Consider the following 13,505-nt stretch of genomic DNA (forward strand, 5'->3'; position numbering starts at 1 on the left):
CCGTCAGGGCCAAAACAAAGTTGACCCGTCTCAATTTGCATTGACGACGGATCAACCGAAGTGTTCAATAATCGCGCTTTTTAACTAGGCGAAGGCGTGGCGCGAACCCGTTTGGTCTTGGTTTCGGTTCGGAAATTCACATTTCCGCGTGTCAGCCCACCATTAAAAAGCCACGGTGTTGTTCCTGGTGGAGCAAAGCTAACGTTGAGCATGTCGGTGGCTTCAGACGTCCCGTCCGTTATCGTGATCGTCATGATTCCCTCTTTGCGGGTTTCGGTTACCGTCGGCTTACCTCTTCCTCGCATGCCTTCCGTAGGAGTGGGCAGCGTCACGATTCGATTCGTCCAGACGCCATTGCCGGACATCACGAGCACACCGTTTTGAATTGAGAGTTCAGTGGCTCGCCGAAGTTCCATCTTGTTTCGATTGGTGGACGTTCCCCATTCGATGGTGAAACGCCCTTCCCGAGACTTGGTCACATCGCCTTCAGTCCTCACAGATGCAGAAATACCAAATGTAGCGAGAAGGTTCTCGCCGCCCAGCGCCGCGCCTGAGCCATTTGCTGTCGAGTTCGTTAGCGTGATTGTGTTTCCACCGGTTGAGGGTGGATTTTCAGCGGCGTGCGCACTGACCATTAACCCGACTGTGAGAACTTGAAAAGCCAAAAATTTTGTCAAAACTAGAAAGAACCTCCTGCACCCAAATGCTGGGCACGACAGTCAGATTCCGTGGATTTCCAAGCGATCGAATGATAGGATTACGGGTTATTGGCAACGCCCGCAATCCTATCAACGGCAAAGATCACTGCACTTTGCTGAGTTCTGACTTCAAAACGTTGATCGCGTCGATATTTTCTGGATCAACGTCGTTGAGGGCGGCAAGGTAGATCGAAACAAAATCACCGAGTACTGCCGCATCTAGCATCCGCTCCAGCAAGCTGTTTCCTTTTGCTTGAACGGTTGTAAACGGGCAGATTTTCTCTACGATCGATGCTGTAACAGCGAACCGTTTCTTCATTTTGTTGGACTCGGTTCCGTCCTCGATCAAGATTCCGGTGTATGCGCCAACGCTTTGTCGATCGGCTTGGACCCAACCCAAAATCTCGTTGTGATTGAGTTCCGGGAAGGTGTTGTTGAGCACCAGGTTCTTTGAATTCTCGTTGATCTGGCCCTTCCACCGGTTCGCGACAAGCCCCTGCCATCCACCCAGGCCGTAGAGCACGCCGAATTTTCCGTACAACTGCACGGCCAGCTGCTTAGCCTCGTTGGAATCGTGCGGCACTTCGATAGTCCATTCTTGGATTCGCGTTTCAAGATGCTTGGCAAGTGCCTCAACGTTCTGCTTAGGGAGCAAGCCCATCGAGCTACAAGCGATGATGACCGGCATGAGCATCCATCCGAGGGCAGTACGAGGCGGTTGTCCCGCCGGAATCAAGATGACGGTGTTGCCGTCCGCCTGTGCGAGCTCGGCGAGTTTTCCTCCGCTCGTGACGCAGATGATCTTGGCGCCTTTGCCCTTTGCGTCGGCATAAGCGGAGAGTGTTTCCTCTGTATTCCCAGAGTAACTGCAGGCGAAAACAAGCGTGTTGTTAGCTGCTCCAGCGTAAGCTGGAAGGTGGTAGTCGCGGTTGACGAGGAAAGGTACGGACCCCGACTCCTCGAAAAGTGCTTTGACGAAATCCCCGCCAGCTGCAGATCCACCAAGACCGGTCAAAACGACGAGCCCTGGGTTTTCGGAATCTGCTGGAAGATCTGAGTTCAAAGCGATTTCGGTTGCTTTTCGAACTTGGTTTGGGAAATCCGCAAACAAGGCATACATGCCTTTTGGATCGTTGCGAAGGACGAATTCGCGAGAATTAAGCTGTGCGGCCAGTTCCATGGCCATACAGCTTACTCGTCTGCGAATGGATCGTACTCGGCGTCAGACGGCACGGATTTGCCACCGGCGGCGCCAGATGCTGGTGCACCAGCATCATCTCGAGGTCGATCGAGCCCTTGAACATTGTCCGCGACAATTTCGACAACTTCGCGATTCGTGCCGTCGCTCGCGGTGTACTTTCGGGCAGAGAGTCTGCCGTCAACCGCAACCAATCGCCCCTTTGCAAGGTAATTGGCGACGTATTCAGCGGTCTTGTCCCAGCAATTGACTCGGAAAAAGTCTGCGTCTGGAGAACCGTCTGAAGGCTTCACGCGCTTGTTGACTGCAATCGAGAAATCGCAAACCGATTTGCCCGAAGTCGTCTGTCGCAATTCTGGATCGCGGGTGAGACGGCCGACAAGAACAACTCTGTTGATCATTGATTTACCGGAGGGATTAGTCTTCGAGTCGAAGGATCATGTGACGAATGATGTCGTCACTGTTTCGCATTTGTCGCTTGAGTTCGGCAGGGGCTTCGGTGCCCGATTCGAAGTTCATCAAGACATAGTTGGCTTCCTTGTGATTGCCAATCATGTAAGCGAGCTTGCGCTTTTCCCACTTGCCGGCACTTTCGACTTTGCCGCCGTGAGTCTCAACAACACCTTTAAATCGATCAGCGATCTGCTGAACTTCAGGATCGGTCAGCCCTGCGGCGACCAAAAACATGGTTTCGTACTTTCGTGTATTCATCTACCCTATGGCCTCATTCAGCCCAAGGCACGCCCTGGGCAGAGTAGGAATCTGACAGGATACCCGAAAAAATCTCGCAGAAAGGTTCAAAAATTGCGCGCCTCGCACTACCACTCCTGAGAAATTTGGCGTATTCTGTTTATCACACCTGGTCTGGCACTTTGCTTGTCATGTGGGAATCAATACATTTCTTAGGAGTGGAATAATGAACAAAACATTAAAACTGGGCTTCGCATCCCTTGGGATTGCTGGCCTTGCGGCGGCCTCAATGGCAGCCCAAACATTTACGATCACCGGGCTCAACACCGGTGGCCTTCCAGGAGATCCAGATAACGGGACTACGACTCAAGCTGCAGTTGGAGCTACATTCAACGTCGGTACGATCTCAGTAGCTTCCGGGGCTGCGACATCTCTTATTGCTGGCACCTATTCTTCTGAAGCAAGCGTTGGCGTTTCCAACAGCGGTTACCCAGGCTATTTCTCGTACTTCTCGCCATTCCCTGGCACAACGTACGTGACAACAACGACTGTTAATCCTGCTCCAGCCCTGAACGGTACTATGGTTGGCATGCCGATGGTCGCTGGCACGACCTACACCTTCGAAGGTATCGAAACCTACGATGATGGCGTCGGCGCAGACTCATCGATTGATTCGTTGACGTTCACGATCAATGACGGTACGGCACCAGTACCTCCAACGTTCGGCACGCTCGCGATGACTTTCAATATTCCAGGGCCCGTGAACAGTATGGACGTCGTGGACGACCCAGACAACATTGTTCTTTCTGGCTTCACCAATGCATCTGCATTCATCGTGAACGCTCAGGTGAAGGTCAACAGCGGTTCGTTCAGCAACACCGCCACCACATCGTGGCCATCAGAAGCTAGCTTCCGATTGGTATGCGACGCGTTCCCAACAAGCAACTTGAACGTTGCTCCGTTTGCAGGTTTCGTTTCGCCAGTGCCGACGCTCGTGCTCACCGCTCCTGGTATCCCACGCGCAGTCACTGCAACCGGAACTTTGTTGGGTGCTGCTGTTCCTGCTGCTGCTAACTGGACGGCACAGTCGTACGAATCGTTTGACGACGTTGCAGATTCAGCAGACGCCGCCGTGTCCAACGTGAACTTCCAGCTGACTGGCTTGTCCGCAGCGGCATTCCACACGATTCCTGGCACAAAGGATGCTGTAGGTAGCCTCGGCGACCCTGCAAACGCATCTGGAACGCTCGGAACAGTTGGCACAAGCTACATCTTGGGTTCTCAGGCAGTGCTGTCTGGTGGAACGCTTGATTTCGTCGCTGCCGAATCGTTCGGTACTGAAGCCCGAATTCGACTCCGAAACTCGGCCTATCCATTCTTCAACTGCGACTTCCCATTGGCGACTTCGTCGACGATTGGCGCACTCAGCGGATTGGTGAACACGTACGGTCTGGCTCCACAAACATCGGGTGCGGGTGCACCAAATGGTGTTCAGCCAGCCAACGCGGGTTCTGCTTACAACATGGCAGGTTTGTCGATTCCATCCGGTTCAACTTGGACCTATGAAATCTACGAATCCTACGATGACGTTGCAGGCGCAGACGAAACCTTGTCGAACATCTCGTTTGGCTTGATCGCTGGCCCAGCATACGTTCCAGTAGCTCCTCCAACAGCAACTGACCTCGGCGACATCAACTCGGATACAGCTTCGGAAGCTACTCCGCTTTCGTTCGCTACTGGTACTGATTCGGTTAAGTGGTACAAGTTCACCCTGTCTGGTTCGGTCGCTTCGGATACTTCGAACTTCCTGGACATCTGGACTACCGCTGGTGGAAACGATGACTCGGAACTCGCACTGTTCGACTCGGCTGGCCGAATGCTCGTGACTGACGACGACGATGATGATGGATTCCTCAGCCTCTTGTCGGTTGGTAACGCAGCTGCACCTCGCGCTGCAAACGGCGTAGGTACTCCGTTCCGCGGTCGAGACCTTGATGGAATGGCTGCAGGTACGTACTACCTCGCTACAGCTGGATACAACGCCGCGTTCGCGAATGGATTCTCGGCAACCACGACCTCGTCAGAGTTCGGTGGATTCATCGTTAACTTCCGAACGAACCTGCCAGTATCGGGCTACACAGTTGCTGGTAACTTGGAACTCCAAGACACCCTCAACGGTCTCGGCAACGAAACCATCGCATGGACTGCAACCAACGGCGTTGTTAACGCAAGCGGTTCGGTAACAGTCGACGGCGACATGGGTGGTGGCTACAGCATCAACCTTCCAAGCTCGATGACTGGTTCGGTAACCCTGAAGTTCAAGGGCGGCACATTCTTGGCCAAGACTATCTCCTTCACTGGCGGTAGCAACTTGACCGGACAAGATGCCAGCTGCATGAACGGCGACATCGATCAAGATGGCGAAGTTGGATCAACCGACTTCGACGCAGTGGTTGCTAACTTTGGCAACACTGGTCCAGAAGACTGCGACAACGACGGTGAAGTAGGCGCAAGCGACTTCGACATCGTAGTTGCCAACTTCGGCGAAGGCGACAACTAAGAACTAACTTAGTCAAGCAAAAAGCGGCCCGCTCATTCGAGCGGGCCGCTTTTTTTTAGTTTCGAATGCTACTCGACCAGCGTGCCATTGACGCTCAGGCTGAACTTGCGACCCATCGTGTCAGCCGCCTTGCGGCACATCACCATGCGCGTCAAGAAGATCTCGAAATACTCCATCACTGTTGCAAACGTGGTGTCGATTTCGAGCGTGAGTTGGATCACCTTGTTATCATCCAAAAACTCGACCTTGCTTTTTTGTACAGCCGCATTCACTCGGTCGTGGATATCGTACGTTTCCAGAATCGGGTTTTGAACTCGGGAATAATGCACGTCGCTCTTGTCGGCGATGATCAGAGCAGATGACATCAAGCTGATTGGAGTACCGACAAGCTCTTCGTGATTTCCGATCGCGCCTAAAATCGGAGCAATCTCAGCGGTAGGCATCCCCATTTCATCGAGAATCCGATAAGCGACTCCAGCACCACTGATCGGGTGGTCGATTCGATTGATGACGTTTCCGATATCGTGCAAATAGGCTGCGATCTGGCCCAATTCAGCTTCTCGCGTGCTCACCCCGATCCCGTCGAGCAAGAAACGAGTGATGGTGGAAACGATGCCAGCATGCCGATGGCCGTGCTCGGTGTATCCCATCGCGCGCATGACGTTATTCGCGCCCTCAATCAAGGTTTGCACCTTCGGGTTCGCCTTGACGTCTCGCAGGCGGATTTCGCGAGCTTCACCCAATTCAATTTCGCTCATAGCTCTAATGTAACCCTAAAAGGGCATGCACAAAAATGCCCCCAACAAAATGAAGGTGTTGGGGGCAGTTGCGGAACTCGAAACCCAGGGGGTTCTTAAGGGAAAATTCCGCGAGTGGTTGTGGCATCGGCCACGCGCTGCACGCCGATAATCATCGCCGCTGTTCGCATATCGCACTTGTGAGTGTCTCGTGCTTGAGCCACGCCAGCATAAGCGCGCTTCATGATTTTCTCCAGCTTGACGTTGATTTCGTCTTCTTCCCAGAAGTAGTTCTGGAGGTCTTGAACCCATTCAAAGTAGCTGACAACAACGCCACCAGCGTTGGCGAGAATGTCTGGAACCACCAAGATCCCCTTGTCGTGCAGAATCTTGTCAGCCTCAGTCGTGGTCGGGCCATTTGCGCCTTCAACAACGATGCTGGCCTTGATTTGGTCGGCGTTTGCTTTGGTAATTTGCTGTTGGATCGCCGCTGGAATCAAGATATCGCACTTGAGTTCGAGCAATGTCTTGTTGTCGATGATTTCGCAATCTTTGTATTCGCAGATTCCGCCGTCTCGACCGCTGTACTTGGCATACAGTTCGTCCATCGGCAGACCTTTTTCGTTGTAGATCGCACCCTTGGCATCGCTGACACCGATGACGGTCGCGCCAAGCTCGTGAGCGAGCATCGCAGCAACAGAACCAACGTTTCCAAATCCTTGAACGACGACCTTTTGCTTCGAGAAATCAATGTTCTTCTCTTTGCAAGCTTCGATCGCAGAGACGATGCATCCGCGTCCGGTAGCTTCGATTCGGCCTTGTGAACCACCGAGAGGAATTGGCTTACCGGTAATAACCCCAGGAACGGTGTGCCCGCTTTGCATGGAGATTGTGTCCATGATCCACGCCATCACTTCGCCGTTGGTGCCGATGTCCGGTGCAGGAATGTCGCTTCGCTCGCCGATAACGATGTTGATTTCGGTCGCAAATCGTCGAGTCAGCTTTTCAAGCTCGCGCTTGCTCAGCTTCTTGGTATCAACCTTGACGGAACCTTTCGCACCGCCGTAAGGAATGTCGGCGACCGCGCATTTCCAGGTCATCCACATCGCGAGCGCTGTGGTTTCCGCAACGTCTACATCGGGATGGTAGCGGATACCGCCTTTGGTAGGTCCACGACTGGTATTGTGCTGAACGCGATAGCCTTCAAACACCTCGACTTCGCCGTTGTCCATCACAACAGGGAAGTTGACGATCAATTGTCGCTTGGGTCGGCTCAGAACCTCGTGCAGGCCCGGATCAAGGTCAAGATATTTCGCGGCCATTGCGAGTTGCTCGCGGGCCATTCCTAAAACTTCAGTTCCGCTCATTCCAAATACACCTTCGTATTCTCAGTCTACTTCTAGCCGGTAGGAGCGCATCATGGGCCGTAGAGCCGCATAGATCGGTATCGCCAGCACACCGTTGTAGACCGCTGTTAGTATTGTATCTTGCATGAAGGCTCCGATGGCTCGGGGGGGAGCCACAAACATCAACACAACCTGGCCAAAAAGCGTCAAAAGCGCACAAAACACCGCCGCAAGCACGGGGCCGATCTCAATTTCGAGCCCGCCTATGCGTGATCCGGCGAATCCAGTAAGGGTTCGACTGAGTACGTACTGAAACAAATTGGCACCGGAAGACATGCCCTGCAGTAATCCACCGATGAATCCAGACCAGATGCCAGCCGGGTTGGGCGCCAACAGCGACGCGCATGCAATGCCCACCAAATAGAAGTCTGGGCGGATGCCGCCGAGCACCATACGTGGTCCGAGCGCTTGGTCCAGGATCGCAGAGAGGTACCCGATCAATATCAACTGTGCCGCTAGTTTCATTTGAGCACAATCACCTCGCGGACTCTCGAGATGTCGGCGTTTGGCGCGACATAAACTTTGGTTAGACCGTATTGTTCGGCGTTCTCTTGGCGGATCACTCTTCCGATCGGAATGTATGCAGGCAGCTTTTCGCTGTGCATGCTCGAAACGACTTGTGCCCCGATCTGGATCTTCGCGGAGGAATCCAGGATCTCAAGCGCCAAAACTCCGCGCGACTGCCCGCGCAGGATTCCAACCAGCGGTGAACCCGCGTTGACCATGGCACCGATCCTCAGGGCAGGTGAAGTCACGAGAAGTGCCTGACTTCGGCCGCTTTCGGTGCTTTGGATCACCCCAACGAGGCCTTCGCCGCAGATCACGGCTTGCCCAGGCAAAATCCCTTTCGAAGAACCAACATTGATCGTTACGCGGTTAGCGGCAGGGTCAAATCCGATGATCTCGGCACCGACCTTTCCCCTAGGAATTTGTTCGGCTATGCCTTGAAGTTTTCGCATCTCATCCAGCCGGGCCTCGAGCAACGAAATCGTTTCTTGGTAATTGGACTTGAGGCTCAGCTCTTGGCGAAGTCGAACATTTTCTCGTTGCAATCGTCCGCTTGAAACGAATCCATTCCAGAATCCACCAGTCGAATCTAGCGCCGATCCAATTTTTGAGGACACAGGATAGGTGATCGTGCGCCCTACTTGGCTCGCGATGTCGGTCTTTCCAGCATCTCGGGCGTCATTTTGAATTCGAGAAAGTACAAACGCAACAACGAGAAGCCCAAGAATGAGCCCAATATCTTTGGATAGGGGACGGCTTACCCTTTCGATGCTTTCTCCAGCATTCGCCGGATCCGCGGACTCTCGTGTAACGCGTCGAGCATCTTTGCGGTTCCTACGGCGACGCAGCTCAGCGGGTCATGGGCAATCCGAACTGGTAGCCCTGTTTCCTCCATGATGAGACGATCGAGGCCTCGCAATAGCGCGCCACCACCTGCCAGGGTAATTCCATCGTTAAACGCATCGGCGGCGAGCTCGGGCGGGGTCGATTCGAGCGTCAGCTTGATCGCTTCAACGATGGCTTGGATTGGCTTTGAAATCGCAGACCGAATCTCTTCGCTGGAAATCTCGGCAGATCTTGGCAAACCGCTGATTAAATCGCGTCCTCGAACGGTCAAAGTCAGCTCTTGTTCAAGTGGATACGCGCTTGCGAGTTCCAGTTTGGTTTGTTCGGCGGTGCGATCTCCGACAAAGAGGTTGTAGGCGACCCGAATGTAGCTTGCAATCGCTTCGTCGATTTCGTCTCCAGCGACGCGGATGGATTTCGCGTTGACGATGCCCCCGAGAGAAATCATGGCGACTTCGGTCGTGCCGCCGCCGATATCCACGATCATGCTGCCAAGCGGCTCTTCGACTCTGAGACCGGCGCCAATCGCGGCAGCCATGGGCTCCTCAATCACGTACGCTTTTGTAGCACCTGCTTTGTGAGATGCTTCCAGAACAGCGAGGCGCTCCACTTCCGTAACGCCGCTTGGGATTCCAACAACGACGTTAACAAAAGGTGCTCCTCGGCGATTCACGCGCTTGATGAAGTAGCGGAGCATCTCTTCGGTCGAAGCAAAGTCAGCAATCACGCCGTCGCGCATTGGGCGAACAGCCACGATGTTGCCAGGGGTTCGGCCCAGCATGCGCTTGGCTTCTTCGCCCACTTCGATCACCTTGCCGGTGTCTTTGTTGATCGCTACGACCGATGGCTCGCGAAGGACAATGCCGCGACCGCCAACGTGGACAACCGTGTTTGCTGTTCCGAGATCAATGCCGATATCTCGCGATAGTCTGCGCTTGATTGCATCGATAAAAGTTGCTTTTTCGTTATTCCTCATCCGGCACCGCCTCGTCCGTTGACAGTCTTTTGGCGAGGGTTTCTTGAGAAATTGCCGAGAGTACGATGTCGCTGTTCGATGTAAAAATGACGCTTTTTGTTTTTCGTCCGTGTGTCGCGTCGATCACAGAACCGGACTTCTTCAACTGCTGAACGAGCCTGCGCATCGGAGCAGACTCGCTACTGACCAACGCCACGATCTTGTCGGTCATGACGAAGTTATGAAACCCCACGTTCAAAACGGGGGACACAGGAATACGTTGCATTCGGTCCAAAAAACAAAGAACACCAGGAAGGCGATGAAAGTGCTCTTTGAAATGGGCAGAACTAAAACTTAGCTAGATCGACCTTCGAATCCAGGTCGCTGTCGAGCAGGAGCAGCACCGCCGCCTCCGCCAGGAGCAGGAGATGGGCTCAGGGCACCACCGCCTCCGCCACCGCCAGGTTGGTCACCACCACCAGGCAATCCTTTAGTCTTAACAACGGTACCCGCAGGCAATTGTAGGTTCACTACTGGAACCTTTTCTGGGCTAGCGGGCGCATAAGCCGAAGGCTTGTTGAAGATGATCACACCGCACGCGATGACCGCGAGCACGATCATTACGATTCGGATGATAAGGTCATTCTGATTTTTCATCGCACTTCCTGGAGCAACGTATTTTACCGATTATCCGCGATTCTTTCCGAATTGACGCGAAAAGAAACGAAAATAACTGAAAATTTTTCTTAATGTCTAAAGTGTCTGACGCCGGTGAGCACCATGGTGATGCCAAATTTGTTTGCTGCGTCGATGGAATCTTGGTCCTTTTTGCTTCCGCCAGGCTGAATGACCGCCTTGATTCCAGCCGCAGCCGCAGTTTCGATGCTATCCGAAAATGGGAAGAACGCATCGGACGCCAGTGCCGCTCCAGCAGCATCGGATCCGGCTTGATCTAGTGCCAGCCGCACCGACTGGACCCGGTTCATTTGTCCCGCTCCAGTGCCGAGCAGACGATCCCCACGACCGATCACGATCGCATTCGACTTCACATGTCTGGCCACCGTCCATTGGAATTTGAGCGCGGCCCATTCTTCTTCGGTCGGCTGGCGATCCGTGACGACTTGCCACTCCTCCCCTGGTTCCTCGTCGCTGAGCTGAACCAGCATGCCGCCGCGAATCGAGCGCAAAGTGCGATACGGGGTTTCAGGGCTGATGGAGACTTGCATTAACCGTACGGTCTGCCCCCAACCTGGCTTGTTCTTGAAAACCTCGATCGCTTTTGGAGCAAAGTCTGTGGCCAGGACGACTTCGAGGAAGTTGCCTTTCTCGGTCATTGCTTCGGCCGCGGCTAGATCAACGACCCCATTAAACGCCGCAATTCCACCAAAGGCAGAGATCGGGTCGGAAGAGCGGGCGACTTGATAACTTTGAGCAAAGTTGCCAACTGCGGCGGCGCCACACGGGTTGCCGTGCTTGATGATCGCGCAAGCCGAATCTGGCAAGTCGCAAACCAATTCCCAGGCAGCGTCGGCATCCAGCAAATTGTTGTAACTCAGCTCTTTGCCCCAAAGGAGTTTGCCGTTTGCCACGCCGTCTTTGGCCAGCGGATCAACATAGACCGCCGCGCTTTGGTGCGGATTCTCTCCGTAGCGCAAGCCATAGGATTTGCGCAGACCAACTGAGATCGTTTCGGTGTCGAGTTGTGGACTAAAATACTCCGCGATCATCGAGTCGTAATAGCTGGTGTGCCGGAAAGCCTTAGCCATCAGTTCGCGCTTGATTTGATCTGTAGTGCCATTGCGCAGATGCTCGATCACCAACCCATAGTCGGCCGGATCGATCACAACACACACGTTGGCTGAATTTTTTGCTGCCGCGCGAACCATTGCAGGACCGCCGATATCGATGTTCTCGACAGCTTCCGCGAACGTGTGTGGCCCGGTCACCGTTGCTTCAAATGGATAGAGGTTAACGCAGACGACCTCAATCGGGGCAATGCCGTGCTCGGTCATTTGAGTTCGGTGGGCATCAAGCCGTGTGTCGCCAAGAATGCCTCCATGAACCATCGGGTGTAGCGTCTTGACGCGGCCATCGAGCATCTCAGGGAAGCCAGTGATTTCGGCAACATCTGCCACTTCGAGCCCGGCATCTCGCAAAGCTCGCGCTGTTCCGCCTGTACTCAGAAGGCTGAATCCTAGCCCCACCAATTCGCGTGCGAATTCAACCAATCCGGTCTTTTCGGAAACGGAGAGCAATGCGAATTTTTTCATAGTGGCGTGACTGTGGTCGTGGTGTTCGGCGAAGACGTCGGATTGACGTCTGGTGGTGGTGGCGTTCCGCCGCCTGGTGAGGCATCGTCTTTCGGCTTTGGTTCGTCTGGGCTCCATTCGATCGTTCGGCGTTGCTCGATCATCTTGCCTTCGGAGTTGTAGCCGCGAATCACGAGTTGCCCCGTCGATTTGATCGCGATCTCTTGGGTGCCCTTGTTCGGATCGATGGTCGTCAACTGGCCGTCCCACAGGATTTCAGCCTTGACGCAGTTCTGGAATTTCCAATCAACAACGATCTTCGCGTCAGGTCCGAATACTTTGGTCTTGCTGACGCTAAAACTCAAAATCTTGACGAGATTCTGATTGACGGTCGGAACTTTGACTTCCACCTTTTGGACTTGTTGGACCTTCTCCCCGGATTTACTTTCAGCAACCAGAGTCAGTTCCATTTCCCCGACCCAGTTCGGGACGAAAGAGACTTTTCCCTCTTGAGTATCGAACCCAAGATTGTTAGGCAATAGCGTGACTTTTTTGACTGCAGGATTCACCTTGAACTCGACGGTGATCGACTTTCCGGCCTCGATTGAATTTGAGGAGACGGTGAAGGACGTGATCTCCGGCTTTTCAGGAGTCCCAACTACGACATTAGCGGATTGGGTTGTTCGCGAATCTCCGGAACCCATTGCGACCAAAGTGATCGTGTAACTTCCTGGTTCGGTTGGAATGAACTGATACGACCCAGCTTCGGAGCTGGAGGCTTGCAAAACACGGTCTCCGATACGGATTTGGGTCTTCCGAGAATTGGCAACCTGCCAGTTGATCATCAACGGCTCGCCGGCCAGGACTTGCTGCTTATCGACCTGGAACAACTCGATTCGCGCCGGGCGAGGCATCGCCATGAACCATGCTCCACCAAGAATGGTCAGTGCCAAAACGGCGGCAAGAGGCGCAGGAGAGACCATCGGCCGAACTTCGAGTTGGCAGTTGGTGTACGCAGCGATCGTCGGGTTGGTCGTGCTCCGGGTCGAGACGTTCACACCATACAGCTTTTGTGACGCGATCAAGCTCTTCTTTCTCGGGCGAGCTTGCATCGTGACCTGGCGCTGCTGCCCTGGACCTATTGCGAATTGCTCGGCTTCAAATTCAAAGATACAGTCGCCTTCAGGATCGTTGGCAAACAGTTGGAGCGAGTGCTCTGTGTTGCCCAAATTCAAAACGTTCAGCGTGTATTGAGCTGGACTCGACACGCTTCCCATCGCCACACGCTTTGGGTTCACGCTGATGCTAATTTGGTGATAAGGATTGACGGTAAGAACGCTCGACGTCGAATTGGTCTCACCCGAATTTAGCGACCGAACGGAGACTGTGAAAGGGTAGTTTCCGGCGCCGCTTTCGGATTCGCGCGGGATGCGGAACAGTAGGGTTTCGCGTTTGGATTGTCCAGGCGAAAGTGCCAACGGTTCGGATGGAACGGAATACCAAGTCGGGTCTAAACCCTCGACGGTGAGTTCAAGAGTTTCTTGTTCGTCGCCTCGGTTGGTCACTTCCACCGCGAATTGGTGTGAAGGGCCCGCATCCACCACGAGAGATTCGAGCGGAAGTGTGACGACAAAGCTCATACCCGTGATTTTAGCAGAT

At 53.8% G+C, this 13,505-nt stretch carries 14 protein-coding genes; 1 reads left to right on the top strand and 13 read right to left on the bottom strand.

The features are described from left to right. Nucleotides 1–80: 80 nt before the first annotated feature. From J0L72_01055 to rpsF, 4 genes are all read right to left on the bottom strand, one after another. The gene (locus J0L72_01055) at nucleotides 81–665 is read right to left on the bottom strand and encodes a hypothetical protein (protein MBN8689358.1); all 585 of its coding nucleotides are present in this window, start codon (nucleotides 663–665) and stop codon (nucleotides 81–83) included. 136 nt (nucleotides 666–801) lie between these two features. Further along, the gene (locus J0L72_01060) at nucleotides 802–1,884 is read right to left on the bottom strand and encodes a bifunctional phosphoglucose/phosphomannose isomerase (GenBank protein MBN8689359.1); all 1,083 of its coding nucleotides are present in this window, start codon (nucleotides 1,882–1,884) and stop codon (nucleotides 802–804) included. 5 nt (nucleotides 1,885–1,889) lie between these two features. Next, nucleotides 1,890–2,297, bottom strand: a complete 408-nt coding sequence (locus tag J0L72_01065) for a single-stranded DNA-binding protein (protein MBN8689360.1) — start codon at nucleotides 2,295–2,297, stop codon at nucleotides 1,890–1,892. A 16-nt stretch (nucleotides 2,298–2,313) separates the two neighbouring features. Beyond that, nucleotides 2,314–2,607: a 30S ribosomal protein S6 gene (gene rpsF, locus J0L72_01070; protein MBN8689361.1), complete on the bottom strand. Its 294-nt coding sequence runs from the start codon at nucleotides 2,605–2,607 to the stop codon at nucleotides 2,314–2,316. 205 nt (nucleotides 2,608–2,812) lie between these two features. Here rpsF and J0L72_01075 point away from each other — a divergent pair, with 205 nt between their 5' ends. Beyond that, nucleotides 2,813–5,146 carry a hypothetical protein gene (locus J0L72_01075; GenBank protein ID MBN8689362.1) on the top strand — a complete coding sequence of 778 codons (2,334 nt, stop codon included), beginning with the start codon at nucleotides 2,813–2,815 and terminating at the stop codon, nucleotides 5,144–5,146. 68 nt (nucleotides 5,147–5,214) lie between these two features. Here J0L72_01075 and J0L72_01080 read toward each other — a convergent pair whose 3' ends face one another. The 9 genes from J0L72_01080 to J0L72_01120 all read right to left on the bottom strand — a co-directional run bounded on the left by J0L72_01080 (nucleotide 5,215) and on the right by J0L72_01120 (nucleotide 13,486). Beyond that, a complete protein-coding gene (locus tag J0L72_01080; protein ID MBN8689363.1) occupies nucleotides 5,215–5,904 on the bottom strand; it encodes a phosphohydrolase in 690 nt (229 codons plus the stop codon). Nucleotides 5,905–5,999: 95 nt separating this feature from the next. Next, complete coding sequence (locus tag J0L72_01085) at nucleotides 6,000–7,250, bottom strand: Glu/Leu/Phe/Val dehydrogenase (protein ID MBN8689364.1); 1,251 nt, start codon at nucleotides 7,248–7,250, stop codon at nucleotides 6,000–6,002. Nucleotides 7,251–7,271: 21 nt separating this feature from the next. After that, nucleotides 7,272–7,754, bottom strand: coding sequence for a rod shape-determining protein MreD (mreD, locus tag J0L72_01090; GenBank protein ID MBN8689365.1), 483 nt, complete (start codon nucleotides 7,752–7,754; stop codon nucleotides 7,272–7,274). Further along, nucleotides 7,751–8,413 (bottom strand): rod shape-determining protein MreC, encoded by a 663-nt coding sequence (locus J0L72_01095; GenBank protein MBN8689366.1) that lies wholly within the window; start codon nucleotides 8,411–8,413, stop codon nucleotides 7,751–7,753. The genes mreD and J0L72_01095 overlap by 4 nt, the downstream gene beginning before the upstream one ends. A 140-nt stretch (nucleotides 8,414–8,553) precedes the next feature. Beyond that, complete coding sequence (locus J0L72_01100; GenBank protein ID MBN8689367.1) at nucleotides 8,554–9,618, bottom strand: rod shape-determining protein; 1,065 nt, start codon at nucleotides 9,616–9,618, stop codon at nucleotides 8,554–8,556. Continuing rightward, a complete protein-coding gene (locus J0L72_01105; protein ID MBN8689368.1) occupies nucleotides 9,608–9,868 on the bottom strand; it encodes a DUF370 domain-containing protein in 261 nt (86 codons plus the stop codon). Before J0L72_01105 ends, J0L72_01100 begins: the two co-directional genes overlap by 11 nt. 83 nt (nucleotides 9,869–9,951) lie before the next feature. Beyond that, nucleotides 9,952–10,254 (bottom strand): hypothetical protein, encoded by a 303-nt coding sequence (locus J0L72_01110; GenBank protein MBN8689369.1) that lies wholly within the window; start codon nucleotides 10,252–10,254, stop codon nucleotides 9,952–9,954. Nucleotides 10,255–10,343: 89 nt separating this feature from the next. Further along, nucleotides 10,344–11,867, bottom strand: a complete 1,524-nt coding sequence (gene purH, locus J0L72_01115; protein ID MBN8689370.1) for a bifunctional phosphoribosylaminoimidazolecarboxamide formyltransferase/IMP cyclohydrolase — start codon at nucleotides 11,865–11,867, stop codon at nucleotides 10,344–10,346. Further along, nucleotides 11,864–13,486, bottom strand: coding sequence for a hypothetical protein (locus tag J0L72_01120; protein MBN8689371.1), 1,623 nt, complete (start codon nucleotides 13,484–13,486; stop codon nucleotides 11,864–11,866). The genes purH and J0L72_01120 overlap by 4 nt, the downstream gene beginning before the upstream one ends. Between the last annotated feature and the right edge of the window lie 19 nt (nucleotides 13,487–13,505).

Source organism: Armatimonadota bacterium (assembly GCA_017303935.1).
Taxonomy (GTDB): Bacteria; Armatimonadota; Fimbriimonadia; order Fimbriimonadales; family Fimbriimonadaceae; genus JAFLBD01.